We start from the raw sequence: 16,845 nt of genomic DNA, 5'->3' as shown, positions 1-16,845 counted from the left end.
TTCCTTCGATCGTCGAATGATTCGATGGCCGAACTGTAAGCTGGCGACGTGAGCGAGGCAAGTGACTACGACCTGAGCATGCTGGTGCGCGCTCTGGTGATGGAGTCGAACCGGTTCCTGGAGATCTTCAGCGCTGCTCACGAGCTGCACCCGACCGACATGACAGCCCTGAACCTGATCATGACGGCCCGCTCCCCCATGACGCCCGGATCGCTCGCGAAGGCGCTGAACCTGAGCGCCTCGGCCACCACGTCGGTGCTGGACCGGCTCACGAAGGCCGGTCACGTCGTGCGCGAGCGCGATCCGGACGACCGCCGCCGCGTCGAGCTCCGGGTGCTCTCCGCGGCGACGGCGCTGGCCTCGACGTTCTTCCAGCCGCTGGCCCGTGAGTTCGCCGCGGCCTGGGACCAGATGAGCGACGCGGATCGTCAGGTCGTGGCCCGGTTCCTGGTGGCCACGACCGAGGCGACGGCGCGGGTGCGGGACGAGGTCAGCTGAGTCTTCCCGCCGGGAGGGTGCGTCCGCAGATCAGCAACAGCAGGTCCTGGGCCTCCCCTCGGACCGGGCTGCCCTCGCCGAACGTCCAGTCCAGGTCGGTGGCCTCCAGCCGTTTGCCGTCGAGGTCCGCGCCGAAGTACTTGACGTGACCCGGCTTCACTCCGTCGAGCACCAGTTGGAGGCGTTCCAAGGGCACTTTGCGGTCCAGACCGAGCGCGACGGTGATGTCGAGGCCGTGGATGACGTCGTGCGACAGAGCGCCGGCCGGACCGCCGCCAGGTGGTGTCCACGGGTGTTCGGCGTTGTCCCGCAACGTGCTGACCAGGTCATTCGTGGACAGTGCCGCGGCGTCCTTCCTGGCCATGCGGTCGGAGGCGTGGTTGAACCTGCCCGCCGACTTCAGCATCTCCTTGAGCACTCGCGCGGTTGAGCTGCGATACGGCAGGGTCGTGTGCGCGATGACCTCCCTCACCCGCCAGCCCGCGCACAGGCTCGGCGCGTCCCACTGCTCCTCGCTGAGCCCGGCGAGGAGTTCTGCCTGGTCAAGCCGTTCTGCCGCTACTGCTCGTCTGATGTCTTCGGTCATGTCCGTTCGTACGGACCAGCCCGCGAAAACTCATCGGTCCGCGTAGGGTCTTTTGCGTGATCGAGACGCTGGAGCCGTTCCGGATCGAGCTGAACGGCTACTGCTACCGCATGCTCGGCTCCGGTTTCGAGGCCGAGGACGCCGTGCAGGAGACCCTCGTGCGCGCGTGGAAGGCGTACGACAGCTTCGACTCGTCACGCGCTTCGCTGCGGACCTGGCTCTACCGCATCGCCACCAACATCTGCATCGACATGCTGCGATCCGCCCAGCGCCGGGCCGTTGCCGTTGATCTGGGACCGGCCGGCGGGGAGATCGGCGCGCCCCTGTCCGAACGCGTCTTCGTGCAACCCGTGCCCGACGCCAAGGTCCTGCCGGAGGACCAGGCGATCCGCCGGGAGACCGTGCGGCTGGCGTTCGTGGCCGCTCTGCAGCACCTGCCACCTCGTCAGCGCGCGGTGCTGATCCTGCGTGACGTGCTGGCGTGGAAGGCCTCCGAGGTCGCCACGCTGCTGGACATCTCGGTCGCGTCGGGCAATTCAGCGTTGCAGCGGGCGCGGTCGACCTTGCGGGCGGTCGATCCCGGTGAGCCGCTGAATCCGGCCGATCCTGTGCAGAAGTCGCTGCTCAGCCGGTACTGCGAGGCTTTCGAGCGGCACGACGTGCGGACGCTGGTGGCGTTGCTGCACGAGGACGCGACGATGTCGATGCCGCCGTTCAGCTGGTGGCTGCGCGGACGTGGGCCGATCTCGCTGGCGTTGAGCGATCCGAACTCGGCCTGTGAAGGCGCGTGGCTGGTGCCGGTCCGTGCCAACGCTTCGCCCGCTTACTGGCAGATGCGGCCCGGCATGGAGCAGCCGTTCGGGCTGGTGTTCATCGATGTGCGCGGCGGGCTGGTCACGGGCAACACGACGTTCCTGAACGTGGACGAGTTGCTGCCGATCTTCGGCGCACCGATGAGTTCCGCGCGGCCGTCCCGTACCTCTGCGGACGACTAGGAGGAGTCCATGGCGATCCAGCCCATCATCGTGACGCCGAACCTACCACCGGTGCAGGCGTTCTACGAGCAGGTTCTCGGGGCGGTCGAGGTGTTCCGGTATCCGGAGCAGGGGAAGGTGTTCTACAAGACGCTGAAGATCGGCGATGCCGAGCTCGGTCTCGTCGCCGAACCGGCCGACGTCTCGGTGCCGCCGCGGATCACGCTCAGCATCGGGGTGGACGACGTCGACGCCTTGCTGCCGCTGGTCGAACCCGCGGGTGGACGCGTGCAGGGGCCGTCGAACGACATGCCGTGGGGACAACGCGTCGCGCACGTCTTCGATCCGGACGGAAACCCCGTGAACCTCACCCAGGACCTTTAGTCTTGTCTTCGTGATCCGCATCGTGTCGTCGGACGAGGTGCCGTGGGAGGACGTCGAGGCGATCTTCGACGGGTCCGAGCCTGGCAAGTGCCACTGCCAGCGGTACAAGGTCAAGGGCTGGATGTGGCGCGACTCGACGTTCGACGAACGCGTTGCGGCGCACGAGGAGCAGTCGGCGCGGGGCAGCGGGCTGGTGGCCTGTGTGGACGACCAGCCCGCCGGGTGGGTCGCGGTCGAACCCCGGTGCGACTACGCGAAGTTGCTCAGCATGCCCATTCCGTGGAAAGGGCGTGCCGAGGACAAAGACGATGACGGCGTGTGGGCCGTGACGTGTTTCGTGGTGCGCAAGGGGTTCCGCAGGCAGGGCCTCACCTACGAGCTGGCGGCGGCGACCGTCGAGCACGCGCGCAAGAACGGGGCCCGCGCGGTCGAGGCGTATCCGATGATCGCCGCGCCGGGCCAGAACGTCACCTGGGGTGAGATGCACGTCGGTGCGCGGCAGGTGTTCGAGGAGGCGGGGTTCGTGCAGGTCACGCACCCCACGAAACGGCGATTCGTGATGCGGGTGGACTTCTGATGGACTTCGGCGAGATCGTCATCCGCACCGAGCGGCTGGACTTCCCGGCGCTGGCCGCGGGTGACGGGCCGATCGTCGTGTGCTGGCACGGCTTTCCCGACCACCCGGCATCGTTCGGGCCGCTCGCCGAACGCCTGGTCGCGGCGGGCCGCAGGGTGGTCGTGCCGTTCCTGCGCGGGCACCACCCGTCGACCTTCGGGCAGCTGCCGTTCGGTGACGGGCTCACGCTCGCCGCCGACGCCGCGGCTGTCAACGCGGCGTTGTCCGACGAGCCGCTGGACGTGATCGGGCACGACATCGGAGCCGGGGTGGCCGGGCGGCTGGCGGCGATCAGGCCGGACCTGGTGCGGAAGGTCATCACGATGTCCGTGCCGCCGCCTGCCGCGCTGCGGACGATCTTCGACGATCCGGCGCAGCAGCAGCGGTTCTTCTACCTGTTCATGTTCCAGGTGCCCGGTGTGGCCGAGGGGCTGCTGAACGACACATTGATCAGCTACCTGTGGCGGACCTGGTCGCCCGGCCTCGACGTGCCCCAGTACGTCCGGGAGATGTACGCCGATTCCGCTTTGCGGGCCAACGCTTTGAAGCTGTACCGGGCGAACTTCGACCGGTCACTGCACGATCCCGAGCTCGCTGAACTGGCGAAGATCTCCGAGAAGCCGGCGAAGATCCCGATGCTGGTGCTCGCGGGCGCTGAGGACGGGTGCATCACGCCGGACAAGTACGCCGACGCCGCCACGGGTCTCGCCCCTGGTTCGCGGGTCGAGATCGTGGCGGGCGCCGGGCACTTCCTGCAGCTAGACCGCCCCGACGAGGTCGCGGCGCTGGCGCTTGACTGGCTCGGCTGACTTGCGGATCCGGCCCCACGGCTTGAAGACGGACAAGATGTAGGCGAACAGCAGCAGCGTCGGCGCGACCACGACCGGGTGCATGATCCCGGACGGGATGACCGCGGTCGGGTCGCCCGCCAGCATCCGCTCGCCGATCCGCGCCGCCTCGGCCACGCCCGGCCGCAGCGAGAACGCGATGAGCAGCGACATGCCGACGTTCATGAACAGCTTGATCGCCACCCACCAGTACTTCACCAGCCCGTACTTGCTGGTCACACCGAGCACCACGCCGGAGATCATGCAGACGATGCTGGCCCCGAACATCGGCCAGATCGCGAACATGTCGATCGCCTGGATCGCCACGCCGGCCGTGTTGACGTCCGTTGTGGACAGTGCGACCACGACGAGGATCCCCAGCGCGAGGTCGATGCCGAGCCACGCCGCCGCCGACAGGACGTGCACGAGCAGCACGGCCTTGCGGGCGCGGCCGCTGAGCTTGCGGGTGGTAGTCATCGCGGTGCACTCCTTCTCTCGTGGTGTCGCGTCTTACTCTCGCGACCACGAGCGCCCGCATCATCCGCTCACACTCTGATCTCGCGTACGTCAGATTGCGTACGTCAGGCCAGGCCGAACTTCTCGGCGTGCACCTGACCGTTCGGCACGTTCAAGGCACGCAGGCCGCTCAGCACGGCCGCGGTCATCGCGGGCGGACCGCAGACGTACACGTCGCGGTGCACTACGTCCGGTACCAGCTGGTGCAACGCTCCCGGTTCGAACGGCCGGGCTCCCTGGCCGGTCCTGCCGGTCAGCAGGTGCAGTCGCCCGCGGCGGGCCTGCACGAGTTGCCGCAGCTCGTTGAGCAGCACGGCATCGCGCTCGTCGCGCACCCGGTAGAGCACGACGAAGTCGCCGGGTGTGTGCTCCTGCAGCAGGGAGCGGATGGGCGTGACCCCGACACCGCCGGCGATCAGCAACACGCCCGGCCGGGTTCGGTGCAGTGACGTGAACGCCCCGTACGGGCCCTCCACGAACACACGGGACCCGACCTGCAGGGTGCGCAGACCCGCGCTGCCCTTGCCGACGGCCTTGGCGGTGAGCCGCAGCGTGCGTCCGTCGGGCGCGGCGGACAGCGAGAACGGGTTCGCGAGCCACCAGTGGCGGTGTCCGGGGAACCGCCAGATGCAGAACTGACCGGCCATGGCGGGCAGCCGGTCGAGGTCGCGGCCGGTCACGTACACCGACACCGCGCTGGGCGACTCCGGCACCACGGCAGCGACCCGGAACTGGTGGCGGGAGTTGAGGATCAGCGGCCTCACGATCCGCCCGACGACCAGCGAACCGAAGGCGAACAGCCACAGCGCCCACCAGTAGACCATCGCGAACACCGAGGACTTGAACGTCGTGGTCTCGATCAACTGGTGCACGAACGCCAGACCCAGCGCCACGTACAGCAACAGGTGCAGGCCGTGCCAGGTCTCGTACTGCAGACGTCGCCGGACGGCCCGCGTCGAGACGACCCCGATCACCACGATGGTGGTGGCCGCGAGCATGCCCAGCAGCGAGGCGGGAACGCCCGCCAGAGCGAGGAACGTCTTCCCCATCGACGCGTTGTCCAGCGTCGCGTACCCGAGGACGACGATCGTGGCGTGCGTAAGCACCGTCCACAGCAGCGTGAAACCGACCCACCGGTGCCACACCGTGAGGCGGTCCATGCCGATGCGCCGGTCCAGCCACGGCAGCCTGGCCACCAGCAGCAACTGACACATCATGATCAGCGCGGCGTGCAGGCCGAAGAACTTGGCGACGGTGAGAACCTCGTTCTTGCCCTTGCCCGCGGTCAGGAACAGGAACTCGATGATCGCCACGTTGACGACGACGAACGTCCACAGCGCCAGCCGCGCCTGGACGACCGGGGCCAAACCACTGCGAACGCGCTGGTTCGTCGTCACCTGAGCCACCTCTCCCGGCGATGTGAAGCCGGGACAGTATGGCTCGGTTCGCCGTCCGGTGGTGCTCGATCACCCCGCCGGCAGAGCGTGTTTCTCGAACAGCGCTTCGAAGGCGTCGAGCACGGCCGGAACGCTGAACTTCGCCGCCGCCGTTCCGTCGGAGACCGGCGGCTGATCGCGCAGCGACCGCAGCCCTGCGGTGATGGCGGCCGCGTCACCGGGAGGCACGATGAGCCCGAAACCCGTTTCCCGCACCGGAATGCGCACGCCGGGCAGGTCGCTCGCCAGCACCGGTACTCCCGCGAGCATGGCGACGACCTGCACGATGCCGAACGCTTCGAACGCGTTCACCGACGGCAGCGCGAAGACGTCCAGCGAGGCGTAGAAGTCGCCGAGGTCCTCGTCGGGCACGAACCCGAGCAGCTTGATCCGCGGGTCGCCGGCGATGTGCTCCCGCACGCGGGCGATGACGCTGCCGCCCGCGACGTTGCCGAAGTCGCCGCCGATCAGCAGCCGTGCGGACGGGTCGTCCAGCGCGCGGAAGCCGTCGACCAGGTGCTCGACGCCCTTCTCCTCCACGATCCGGCCGAGGAACCCGACGTGCAGGCCGTCGCCGTCGCGGAACTTCGGGGCACCCTCGGGGACCGGACGGCACGGCGGCGGCACGGCCGCCATGTGCGGGCGGATCGACGGCCACAGCCTGCTCTCGCGCGCGTAGTCCTCGCTGGTCACCGCCACGGCGGCCGCGCGCCGCATCGCGAGCCGGCTGGACGCGTCGATCACCCTGCCCTGCAGCGTGTTCACCAGGCCGGGCGGCAGGCTGACGTCGCAGTGGTAGGTCACGACGACCGGGCACTTCGCGAGCGCCGCCACCGGGCCGGCCTCGAGCATGGGCAGGTGGAGGTTGAGCACGCGGGCGTTCGCCGAGGCCTCGCGCACCATCGTGGCGAACGCAGGGCTGATCACGCCCTTGCCGAGCCTGGCGAGCACCGGCGCGCGGCTCACCCGCACACCGTTGATCGTCTCCTCGTGCGGCAGTGACGGGTCGTGCCGGGTGGTGACCACGCGGACGCGTTTCCCGCGCTCGGCGAGCCCCTCCGCGACGTCGCGCGCGAAGTTGGTCAGGCCCGACACGTACGGCGTGTAGTAGGTCAGGGCGATGACGAGGTCGTCGAGCACAGTTCGCTCTCCTGTCGTGGGGGAATGAGCAGGCGGACTCCGGCGAGCCAGCCGACGAGTGATCCGGTGAGGAACGCGATCTCCGCGCGCAGCAACAGATCCGGGATGAGAGCGAACGTCACCGCCGCCGCCAGGACACCCGAGAGCCAGCTCCACGCGACCCGCTTGTGCAATGCGCCCGCGACCAGGGCCTGGGTGGTGACGATCAACCCGAGGTGGGCGACGACGCCGAGTGCGATCAGCGCGATGTCCACCGAGGACACGACGTAGGCGGGACCGAACACGAGCCGCACCAGCCACGGGCCGATCGTGAACGCCAGGGCAACCCCCGCGGCACCGACGAGCGCGAGCACCACGGCCAGACGCGTCACGATCTTGCGGATCGGCTGTCCTGTCATCACCGGCAACAGCGCTGTCTGCAACGGAACCGCGACGAAGAGCGGGACCCTGGCGAGCAGGAACGCCGCGAGGAACACGCCGGCTCTCGCGCGTTCGTCCGGAGCGGCGATCGCGGTCACCAGCACCGGGATGCCGTTGAGCAGCAGCTGTGCGCACACAGACCCGACTAGCAACGGTGAGATCGCGCGCGCGATGTCGCGCACGGGTACCACGTTGTCTTCCTGCCACCAGATGGCGGCCAGCACCGGGAGGTGCGCCACCGCGACCGCCGCCACGAGTGTCCACTCGAACTGCGCGCTCGTCGTGGCCCCCAGCCACCCGGCGAGCAGCGCGAACACCACGCGCAAAGCGGTGTCGACCACCAGCAGGCCGCCGTGCCAGGCCAGCTTCCCGCTGCCGATCAGCGCTCCCCGCACCAGGAACTGCCCCGCGGACAGGAAGCAGAGCACCGCGACGGCGGGTGACACGAAGACGGCGAACGCGCACTCGACGGCCGCCATCGCGAGCGCGACCACGGCGGCCGAGCGCAGCGCGCGCGGACCGAGGCGCGCCAGTTCCTGTTCCACCGGAAGGAAAGCACCGAACCCGACGAGCAGCGCGATAGACCAGAACGCGCCGAAGTCGCTGTACTCCGCGGGTGAGACGTTGCGTGCTACAACCGCGAGGTAGGTGTTGACCAGCAGTCCGGACAGGACGACGCACACCCCGACGAAGCTGAGCGCACGAACCATGCGCGGACGATATCGGCCTCGACTTGGCGGTTTTCCCATCCGTAACACGAATCCGGGTCATGGCAACGCAGATGTAGCAAAGCGTGGTCCGCTCAGTCTCTCCGCGTAACGGGCGGTGGCTAGCTTCTGACGCCTCGCCCCATCCGAACCCCCCTAGGACAACGGCGCGTGACGACAGAAACGATTCCGCTCGCCCCCGAGACGCCTGAGGCGCCCTCCACCACAGCTCCGCCCGTGCCGAAGAAGAGACGGTTGCTGGCTGTCGCGGTCGTGTCGGGCGCTCTCACCGTGCTGTTGTCGGCGCTGATGCCGCTCGCGCCCGTGACGATCAACGATCCGACCGTGAGCTGGCCGGCGACCGCGTCGGCGCCGCGTTCCACCATGCTCGCACTCAGCGCCTACCGTCCATTCGAGATGGACGCACGCTTCGGCTGCGGAGCCGTGCGGGCCGCGCAGGCCAGTGGTGGCGTCGTGTTCGCGACGATCGATCCCGCGGCCGCCGGGCAGCGCGGTCTCGTCGTCCAGGCCGCGAACGGCCGTCTGCTGATCAGCGGCGTCGCCACGGTGGACGAGCCGGTGCCCGCGGGCGACTGCACCTACCAGATCCGCGGCGACCGCGGCGGGCTGAGCATCCTGCGGGACGGCACGGAGATCGGCCGATCCGCGGCCATGCCGGACGTGCACGTGCTCGCCACCTCGATCACCAGCCTGGCCGGTGCTGACCTGTCCGTGCGGATCCGGGTGGACGACCAGTTCAGCACCAGCCCCGCACCGCTCAAGATCCTGCTGATGGTGCTGCTCGCGCTGGCCGCGGCGACCGCGTTCGCCTGTCTCGTGCTGCTGGACCGGCGGGTGCGGCGCGAGCCGGGCGGGTTCCGCTTGCGGCTGAGCCCGATCGACCTGGTCGTGCCCGCGATCATGCTGCTCTGGCTGTTCCTGGCGCCGATGTCCGACGACGACGGCTACTACAGCGCGATGGCCAAGAACGTGCCGTTCGAGGGCTATGTCGGCAACTACTACCAGATCCTCAACCAGGGCTTCACCCCGTTCTCCTGGTTCTACTACTTCCTCGCCAAATGGCAGGTGTTCGGCTTCGCCCCGGTGGTGCTGCGCATCCCGGCACTGCTGTTCGGCCTCGTGACCTGGTTCGCCGCACGTCATTACGTGACAGGGAAGTTCACCGGAAGGTTCAGCGGAGTCGTGCTGGGCGCGGCGTTCCTGGTGTGGTGGCTGCCGCTGGACATGGGCGTGCGGCCTGAGGGCGTCGTGACGATGTGCGGCATGCTCGCACTGCTCGCGGTGACGGTCGCGGTCGAACGGCAACGACTGGCGTTGCTGGGCGCGGCCGTCGGCATCGCGGCCATCGGGTTCTTCGCGCACCCCACCGGTTTCACCACCCTCGCGCCGCTGCTGGCCGGCCTGCCGTTCGCGTGGAAGCTCCTGACGAAGGACGCGGGCTGGCGCACGATCGTGGCTCGAACACTCGCGGTGCTCTCCCCCGCCGCGGTCGCGATGATCATGGCGTTCAGCGACGGCGCCCTGCGGGATTTCCTGTACGCACAGGAGATCTTCAAGAAGATGGCCGGCTCCGACACCTGGTACACGGAGTTCGCCCGATGGATGTTCCTGCTCAACCAGGGCGACGCCATGGCCAACTACGCCAAGCGGGCACCGGTGCTGGTGTGCGTCGTCCTGCTGGTCTGGTTCGTCGTGCTGGTCACGGCCGCTCGGGCACGCCGGATCGACGTACCGCCGCGGCTAGCACTGGCAGGCTGGTCGACGCTGTTCGCGTTCTTCCTGCTGTGGTTCACCCCGAGCAAGTGGACGCACCACTTCGGCAGCCTCGCCGGGATCGGCTCGGTGTTCCTCGCGCTGATGCTGCTGTCCTCGGTGCCGTTGATCCGTGAGCTGACCAACGACCGCCGCGTGCCGGTACCGGTGCTGCTCGGCGGCGTCGTCAGCGTCGTCGCGATGCTCGGCCTGGCCGGGCACGGCGCCAACCTGTGGCCGTACTCGTGGCACCTCGGCCTGCCGTCCGCGGGCGTCCCACCGCACGTGTCGGTGCTCAAGTTCGACAAGCCCTACTGGTGGCTCCTGCTGATCGCCGTCGTGGCGTTCGTCCTGCACCGCCGCGGCAAGGGTTCCTACGCCCCGGTCATCGCGATACCGGTCGTGGTCGTGATGTTCTTCGCGGCCAACATCACGTATCTGGTGGGCGGGTTCGCGGTCGCGACCGCGCGCACGCTGGACACGTGGTCGCCGTGGGCGGCGAGCGTCCAGGACCCGCTCGCCGCTCGCTGCGCCGCGGCGGACGCGATCGAGGTGGCGACACCGCGGCCGCTGGTCCCGTTGCCGGACAGGTGGTTCGCGATCCAGACCGACCAGCTCGCCACCGTCGTCACCGGCAAGCCCGCACCGGTCACCTACGAGTACGCGACGTCGAACGCCGAGGTGCTCAGCACCGGCAAGCTCACCGACGGCGTGGACAGCACCCTTCGCCGCACGCTCGTGCTGCCACCGGCACCGGCGGGCGCGACGCAGGTGCGGCTGACCGGCGAGGGCGAGTTCACCCCGCCCGCCGCGCAGAAGTACCTGCCGCTGCGGGAGTTCCTGCCCCGTGAATCGGCTGTGGGCGTGGCGTGGCAGTTCGCGTTCCTGTTCCCCTGCCAGCGCCAGCCGCGCGTCCAGAACGGCGTGATCGAGCCGATCTCGTACGCCGTGCAGTACGGCAACACGCAGTGGCTCGGCCTGACCGACGCGACCTGGCAACCCGTGCGCGGCGCGTTGTTCGGCGATGTCCTCGCCACCCAGGAGGTCACCGCCTTGCCGGTGCGAATGCGGGACTTCCCCGGCGCCTACCCGATCCAGGTGTACCAGACCAAGCCGCTCCACGAGACCGGTCAGTACACCCTCACCCACGACAGCCAGACCCGCATGGGTTGGGAAGGCATCCGATGAGCGATCGTGAAGCGGCGGCACTGATCGCCGTGCAGTCGGCGCTCGCCAAAAAGCCAGTGGTGCGCGCAGCCCGCATGCTGTCGTTCTTCGGCGAACACAGCGCCGGCTGGGTGTTGCTGGGCGTCGCGGGCTGGCTCGTCGACCGCCGGCGCCGTCCGGAATGGACGGTCGCGGCCACCTCCGTGGTGGCCGCGCACGCGACGTCCATCGTGGTGAAACGCGTGGTGCGCCGCAGACGTCCGCACCACGCGGGCGTCCTGGTGCTCGCGGGCACGCCGAGCAAGCTGAGCTTCCCGTCGTCGCACGCGACCTCCACCACGACCGCGGCGGTCGCCTACGGCGCGCTGACCAACCAGCCGCTGGTACCGATCCTGGTGCCGCCCATGGTGATCAGCAGGCTGGTGCTGGGCGTGCACTACCCGACCGACGTGCTGGCCGGCGCCGTGCTGGGTGCCGTGGTGGCACGTGGCGTGCGCCGCATCGTGTGGGGTCGTCGATGACCGTGGCGACCGAGACCAGGCCGTCAGTCGTTCGTGGACTGATCAGGACCGCCCGCCCGCACCAATGGGTGAAGAACGTTCTCGTGCTGGCCGCGCCCTTCGCGTCGAGCAGAATCGCGGAAACGGCCGTGCTGCGCTCGGCGGGGCTCGCTTTCGTGGCCTTCTGCTGCGCCGCATCGGCCGTGTACCTGGTCAACGACGCGAAAGACGCGGAAGCCGACCGCGCCCACCCGAAGAAACGCGACCGGCCGATCGCGGCGGGCATCGTGCCCGTCCCACTCGCCTTCGGCACAGCCGGCGTGCTGATGGCCGCGTCACTGACGATCGGCGCGGTGGCGGGCTGGAAACTCCTCGTGCTGATGGCCGTCTACCTGGCGGTCCAGCTGGCCTACTGCTTCGGCCTGAAACACCAGCCGGTGCTCGAACTCTGCGTGGTCGCCTCTGGATTCCTGCTCCGCAGCATCGCGGGCGGGCTGGGCGCGGACATCGCGCCCAGCCAGTGGTTCCTGCTCGTGACGGCCTTCGGATCACTTTTCATCGTGGCGGGCAAGCGGTACGCGGAGATCAAGCTCTTCCACGCCACCGGCGCGGCGATCCGCCACTCGCTGACCAAGTACTCCGAGACCTACCTGCGGTTCGTCTGGGCCACCTCGGCCGCGGTCATGAACATGACCTACGGCCTGTGGGCGTTCGAACTGGGCCAGCGCACCGGCAGCCCGTGGGCGGCGCTGTCCATGATCCCGTTCGTCATCGCCGTCCTGCGTTACGCCGTCGACGTCGACAGCGGCAAGGCAGGCGCCCCGGACGATCTGGCCCGCTCCGACCGCGTCCTGCAGTCCCTCGGCCTGGCCTGGGTCACCACCGTCGCACTGGCCATCTACCTCTGACCCTCGATGCCCCGCGTGGCGCCTGATCCGCACAGCGACGAACACTTCTCACACCGGTCACTCAGCAAACACGGACCAGCCACGGGCACGGCCTCACGGTGCCGTGCCCGTGAGGCGGGCCCCGTCCCGAACGTGGGCCATCCGCGTTGCGCAGGCCCAGCTCAGCCGCCCGGCGTGACGATGCCCTGTTCGTAGGCGAACACCACGGCGTGCGTGCGATCGCGTAGCCCGAGCTTCGTCAGCACCCGCGAGACGTGCGTCTTCACCGTCGTCTCGCCCAGGAACAACGTGGCGGCGATCTCCGCGTTGGACGCGCCCTTGGCCAGCTCGACCAGCACCTCGAACTCGCGGTCGGTCAGCGACGGCGGCCTGGTGCGTTCGCGGGCGGTGCTGAACCGGGCGATCACCCGCCGTGTCACTTCGGGCGACAGCAACGCGTCACCGCGCGCCACCACCCGCACGGACTCGACGAGGTCCTCCGGGGAGGCGTTCTTCAGCAGGAACCCGCTCGCACCTGCTTGCAGCGCCTCGAACAGGTAGTCCTCGCGGTCGAACGTCGTCAGGATGACCACTCGGGTGCCGTGACCGGCGGAAAGGATCTGGCGGGTGGCTTGGAGGCCGTCCATGCGCGGCATCTGGACGTCCATCAGCACGACGTCCGGCCGCAGCGACGCCACCAGTTCGACGGCTTGGGCGCCGTCGCCCGCCTCGCCGACCACCTCGATGCCGGGCTCGGTGCCGAGGATGACGCGAAAGCCCGCGCGGACCAGGTCCTGATCGTCGGCCAGCACGACTCGCAGACTCACACGTTCTCCTCTGTCGGCAGCGATGCACGGACCAGATAGCCCGCGTCTCGCCGTGGTCCTGCTTCCAGCGAACCGCCGTGTACCGCGACGCGTTCGCGCATGCCCACGAGCCCGAAGCCGGCACCGGGCGTGCCGCGGCCACGGCCGTCGTCGGAGATCTCCAGTTCCAAAGCGCTGTCCAGGAAACGCATCCGGACGTCGACATGTTGCGCACCGGCGTGCTTGACCACGTTCGTGAGTGCTTCCTGCACGACCCGATATGCCGACAACGCCACGCCAGACGGCACGTCCCGAGGGTCTCCGTACACGCCGTGCGAAACGTCCAGACCTGCGGCACGGGCGTGGTCGAACAGCTCCGGCAGATCGTCGAGGCCAGGCGCCGCCCGCAGTTCCTCCTGAGAGTCGGCCCGCAGCACGCCGAGCAGGCCACGCAGTTCGTTGATCGCGGTCCGGGCGGTCTGTTCCACGGTCTGCAACGCGTCGCGCGTCATCTCGGGATCGGAGTCCAGGACCCGGCGCGCGGCACCGGCCTGGATGCCCATCACGGACACGTGGTGCGCCACCACGTCGTGCAGGTCGCGGGCGATGCGCATGCGTTCGGCGGCGATGGCGCCGCGGGTGTTCTGCTCCTGCGAGCGCCGGAGCTCCTCCGCCTGGAACTCGAGCTGAGCCTGCCGCCGGGCCGCCGACCACGCCATCTCGCCCACCACGTAGGCGAACAGGAAGAAGAAGAGGTTGAACTCAAGGCCGTAGAGGACCGACGCGAGCACCGGATCCATCGGCCCAGCGGCATCCTTGAACTCACCCCTGGGGCCGAGCAGAGCGCGCACGAGGCTGAAGCCGAGCCACAGGAACATCGCGACGATGACGCCGATGCGAGACCAACGAGCCACGACGCGGTTCTGCTCCCACGCGCCGACGGTGAAGATCGCGAGGAACAGGATCCCGGACGGCACCAGCGTGTCGCCGGCCTTGAACCACTGCGCGGCGATGAACAACGCCGACACCACGAGCATGACCGCCAGCGGATAGCGGCGGCGCACGACCAGGGGCACGGACAGCGCGAGCATCCAGGCGAGCTGCGCGGGCAGATCCGGCGGATCGCTGAAGACGTAGGCGCCCATGCTGTTGACCAGGGTGGTGACCTCGATCGCGCACAACAGCACCAGCACGGCAATGCCGATGTCGCGCCGCCGTTGCGCGGGCGTCGGACCGGGCCGCCGCCACTCGTTCCACACGGGCTCTTCCACCCGATCACGGTACCCGGAGAGCTTTTTCCATCGGTAATCGAAGCTATTCACCCTCAGGGGTGTTTCGGACCACAAAATTGGACGCGCGAGGACCTGTTACCCAATACTCCCGCTACCTGCGAGTAACCTCTCCTGCGACAAGGCGTGAAATGTCCATTCGTCACCTTTTCTTGTCCTCTTCCCTACTGCTCGGCGCGCTCACCGCGTGCGGGTCGAATGACCAGATGACTCAACCTGTCCGATCAGGTCCTGGTGTCACTGCTGAATCGATCTCGCTCGGCGTGTTGACAGACATGACAGGCCCGTTCAAAGGGTCGTCGGTTTTCCGCATCCGCGGCTACGAGCTCTATCTGGACGATGTCAACAAACGCGGCGGTGTGTGCGGCCGGCGCGTCGAGTTGAAGCAGAAGGACCACGCCTACGACGTCCAGAAGGCGCTCGACGGCTATTTCGACCTCGAACCCCAGGTGCTGGGTTTCATCGACGTGGCCGGTCAGCCGATGACCGCGGCCATCGAGCCCGACCTGATGCAGACGCGGGCGCTCACCGTGCCCGGTTCATGGGCCGCCTCACTGCTCGGCAACCCGCACATGATGATCGTCGGCACCACATACGACCTCGACATCATCAACGGCCTCGACTACTACAAGCGCAAGGGCGTCCTCACCGCCGGCGACACGATCGGACACCTCCACCTGCGCGGCAGCTTCGGCGACAACGCGCTGGAAGGCAGCCGGTTCGTAGCCGAGAACTGGGACATGAAGATCGCCGAGCAAGCCGTCACCGAGACCACGGCGAACCTCACCGAGCAGGTCAGCGCCTTGAAGGCGGCCGGCGCGAAGGTGATGGTCCTGAGCCTGACCCCACCGCAGACCGCGGCCGCCGTCGGCATCGCCGCACAACTCGGGTGGACCGTGCCGGTCCTGTCCAGCGCCGTCAGCTACGACCCGGCGATCATGCAGTCGCCGGTCGCCCCGGTGTTCGCCAAGCAGGTACTGCTCACATCGCCGGTCGCGCCGTGGAGCGCCGACGCGGAGGGCGTCCGCGAGCTGCGCGACGCTTACCACCAGCGCTTTTCCGGCGAGGAGGGCACGTTGAACACCGTGCACGGCTACACCGTCGCGATGGCCTTCGTGGCCGTGCTGGAGAAGGCGTGCGGCAAGAAGGACCTGACCCGCGACGGAGTGTTGCGCGCGTTCCACGACACGAACGCGCTCAAGACCAAGAGCCTCACGGGAGAGCTGCGGTTCTCGTTGGTGGGAAGGCCTTCCAGCACGCAGTCGTACATGACGCGGCCGGACGCGAAGGTGCCAGGCACGCTGAAGGTCGAGGAGAACCTCTACGAGTCGGAGCTGGTGAAGCTCAAGGGCACGCGCGCCCGCTAGCCACGGAGTGTGGTGCCCGGCGGCGCCGGGCACCACGGTCACAGCTGGTTGATGCGCACCAGGTTGCCGGCCGGGTCGCGGAACGCGCAGTCCCGCACTCCCCAAGGCTGGTCCTCCGGCTCCTGCAGCACCTCGCCCGCACCCGACTCCCCGACCCACGCCTTGGCGCGGTCGAACGTGTCCTGCAGGTCCTCCGAGCCGAGCGAGATGGCCGTGTAGACGCCCTTCGCCATGAGCACGGCTATGGTGCGGCGCTCCTCCTCGCTCACGCCGGGGTCGGCGGCGGGCGGGTGCAGCACGATGCCGGTCTGCGGCTGGTCGGGCGGGCCCACGGTGATCCAGCGCATGGTGCCCTGGCCGACGTCCTGGCGGACCTCGAAGCCGAGCGCGTCGCGGAAGAAGCCGAGGGACTTCTCGGGGTCGTCTGCCGGCAGGAACGCCGCGGCGATGATGACTGACATGGTGGTCAACCTAATCGGGCGAACCGGCCGCCGCTTCTCGATTCCTGATCGGACGCATGACGGCCTTGGCCAGGCAGTTCGGGATGCCCTGGCCGTCGGTGGCGGCGACCTTCCTGTACTGGCTGGGCGACATGCCGACCAGCTCGGAGAACCGCGTGCTGAACGTGCCCAGCGAGGTGCAGCCGACCTCGAAGCAGACGTCGGTGACGGACATGTCGCCGCGCCGCAGCAGGGTCATGGCCCGTTCGATGCGGCGGGTCATCAGGTAGCTGTACGGCGACTCGCCGAACGCGGCGCGGAAGGCGCGGCTCAGATGGCCCGCGGACAGGTGCACGCCGCGGGCCAGCGCCGCGACGTCGAGCGGTTCGCGGTACTCGCGGTCGATGCGGTCGCGGACCTTGCGGAGCAGGACGAGCTCCTGCAGGCGCGGGTCTTGGGCGGTCACGACGGACAGCCTAAGCCCCGCGCCTGACAGTTTCCTGACCAACGGA

At 68.7% G+C, this 16,845-nt stretch carries 18 protein-coding genes; 9 read left to right on the top strand and 9 right to left on the bottom strand.

Going from position 1 to position 16,845, the window contains the following annotated elements:
- Positions 1-48: 48 nt before the first annotated feature.
- Entirely contained in the window at positions 49-498 is a 450-nt protein-coding gene (locus SK803_RS08060) for a MarR family winged helix-turn-helix transcriptional regulator (RefSeq protein ID WP_319965171.1), read from the top strand.
- Here SK803_RS08060 and SK803_RS08055 read toward each other — a convergent pair.
- Complete coding sequence (locus SK803_RS08055) at positions 491-1,084, bottom strand: maleylpyruvate isomerase family mycothiol-dependent enzyme (RefSeq protein WP_319965170.1); 594 nt, start codon at positions 1,082-1,084, stop codon at positions 491-493. The genes SK803_RS08060 and SK803_RS08055 overlap by 8 nt on opposite strands.
- A 56-nt stretch (positions 1,085-1,140) precedes the next feature.
- On the opposite strand from SK803_RS08055, the gene SK803_RS08050 reads away from it, so the two are divergent.
- From SK803_RS08050 to SK803_RS08035, 4 genes are read left to right on the top strand one after another with little or no spacing between them, the layout of a single operon-like run.
- The gene (locus tag SK803_RS08050) at positions 1,141-2,079 is read left to right on the top strand and encodes a sigma-70 family RNA polymerase sigma factor (RefSeq protein ID WP_319965168.1); all 939 of its coding nucleotides are present in this window, start codon (positions 1,141-1,143) and stop codon (positions 2,077-2,079) included.
- A 9-nt stretch (positions 2,080-2,088) separates the two neighbouring features.
- Positions 2,089-2,442, top strand: coding sequence for a VOC family protein (locus SK803_RS08045; RefSeq protein WP_319965167.1), 354 nt, complete (start codon positions 2,089-2,091; stop codon positions 2,440-2,442).
- Positions 2,443-2,452: 10 nt separating this feature from the next.
- Positions 2,453-3,019 carry a GNAT family N-acetyltransferase gene (locus SK803_RS08040; protein WP_319965166.1) on the top strand — a complete coding sequence of 189 codons (567 nt, stop codon included), beginning with the start codon at positions 2,453-2,455 and terminating at the stop codon, positions 3,017-3,019.
- Complete coding sequence (locus SK803_RS08035; protein WP_319965165.1) at positions 3,019-3,867, top strand: alpha/beta fold hydrolase; 849 nt, start codon at positions 3,019-3,021, stop codon at positions 3,865-3,867. Before SK803_RS08040 ends, SK803_RS08035 begins: the two co-directional genes overlap by 1 nt.
- Here SK803_RS08035 and SK803_RS08030 read toward each other — a convergent pair.
- The 4 genes from SK803_RS08030 to SK803_RS08015 all read right to left on the bottom strand — a co-directional run bounded on the left by SK803_RS08030 (position 3,817) and on the right by SK803_RS08015 (position 8,107).
- A complete protein-coding gene (locus tag SK803_RS08030) occupies positions 3,817-4,362 on the bottom strand; it encodes a hypothetical protein (protein ID WP_319965164.1) in 546 nt (181 codons plus the stop codon). The two genes, SK803_RS08035 and SK803_RS08030, sit on opposite strands and share 51 nt — an antisense overlap.
- 104 nt (positions 4,363-4,466) lie before the next feature.
- Positions 4,467-5,798 carry a ferredoxin reductase family protein gene (locus tag SK803_RS08025; RefSeq protein ID WP_319965163.1) on the bottom strand — a complete coding sequence of 444 codons (1,332 nt, stop codon included), beginning with the start codon at positions 5,796-5,798 and terminating at the stop codon, positions 4,467-4,469.
- Between the two features lie 69 nt (positions 5,799-5,867).
- A complete protein-coding gene (locus SK803_RS08020; protein ID WP_319965162.1) occupies positions 5,868-6,977 on the bottom strand; it encodes a glycosyltransferase family 4 protein in 1,110 nt (369 codons plus the stop codon).
- Positions 6,950-8,107: a lipopolysaccharide biosynthesis protein gene (locus tag SK803_RS08015; RefSeq protein WP_319965161.1), complete on the bottom strand. Its 1,158-nt coding sequence runs from the start codon at positions 8,105-8,107 to the stop codon at positions 6,950-6,952. The genes SK803_RS08020 and SK803_RS08015 overlap by 28 nt, the downstream gene beginning before the upstream one ends.
- A 234-nt stretch (positions 8,108-8,341) precedes the next feature.
- Between SK803_RS08015 and SK803_RS08010 the strand changes: the two genes are divergently transcribed.
- From SK803_RS08010 to SK803_RS08000, 3 genes are read left to right on the top strand one after another with little or no spacing between them, the layout of a single operon-like run.
- Entirely contained in the window at positions 8,342-11,065 is a 2,724-nt protein-coding gene (locus SK803_RS08010; protein ID WP_319965160.1) for an arabinosyltransferase domain-containing protein, read from the top strand.
- A complete protein-coding gene (locus tag SK803_RS08005) occupies positions 11,062-11,565 on the top strand; it encodes a phosphatase PAP2 family protein (protein ID WP_319965159.1) in 504 nt (167 codons plus the stop codon). Before SK803_RS08010 ends, SK803_RS08005 begins: the two co-directional genes overlap by 4 nt.
- Complete coding sequence (locus SK803_RS08000) at positions 11,562-12,452, top strand: decaprenyl-phosphate phosphoribosyltransferase (RefSeq protein WP_319965158.1); 891 nt, start codon at positions 11,562-11,564, stop codon at positions 12,450-12,452. Before SK803_RS08005 ends, SK803_RS08000 begins: the two co-directional genes overlap by 4 nt.
- 161 nt (positions 12,453-12,613) lie before the next feature.
- Here SK803_RS08000 and SK803_RS07995 read toward each other — a convergent pair whose 3' ends face one another.
- A complete protein-coding gene (locus SK803_RS07995; RefSeq protein ID WP_319965157.1) occupies positions 12,614-13,258 on the bottom strand; it encodes a response regulator transcription factor in 645 nt (214 codons plus the stop codon).
- Complete coding sequence (locus SK803_RS07990; RefSeq protein WP_319965156.1) at positions 13,255-14,508, bottom strand: sensor histidine kinase; 1,254 nt, start codon at positions 14,506-14,508, stop codon at positions 13,255-13,257. Before SK803_RS07990 ends, SK803_RS07995 begins: the two co-directional genes overlap by 4 nt.
- 149 nt (positions 14,509-14,657) lie before the next feature.
- On the opposite strand from SK803_RS07990, the gene SK803_RS07985 reads away from it, so the two are divergent.
- Positions 14,658-15,893, top strand: coding sequence for an ABC transporter substrate-binding protein (locus tag SK803_RS07985; RefSeq protein ID WP_319965155.1), 1,236 nt, complete (start codon positions 14,658-14,660; stop codon positions 15,891-15,893).
- Between the two features lie 38 nt (positions 15,894-15,931).
- On the opposite strand, the gene SK803_RS07980 is transcribed toward SK803_RS07985, so the two are convergent.
- Positions 15,932-16,354 carry a VOC family protein gene (locus tag SK803_RS07980; RefSeq protein WP_319965154.1) on the bottom strand — a complete coding sequence of 141 codons (423 nt, stop codon included), beginning with the start codon at positions 16,352-16,354 and terminating at the stop codon, positions 15,932-15,934.
- A 10-nt stretch (positions 16,355-16,364) separates the two neighbouring features.
- Positions 16,365-16,799, bottom strand: coding sequence for a helix-turn-helix transcriptional regulator (locus SK803_RS07975; protein ID WP_406601497.1), 435 nt, complete (start codon positions 16,797-16,799; stop codon positions 16,365-16,367).
- Between the last annotated feature and the right edge of the window lie 46 nt (positions 16,800-16,845).

Source organism: Lentzea miocenica (assembly GCF_033949945.1).
In the GTDB taxonomy this organism is placed as follows: Bacteria; Actinomycetota; Actinomycetes; order Mycobacteriales; family Pseudonocardiaceae; genus Lentzea; species Lentzea miocenica.
This window is presented reverse-complemented; position numbering and strand designations above follow the sequence as displayed.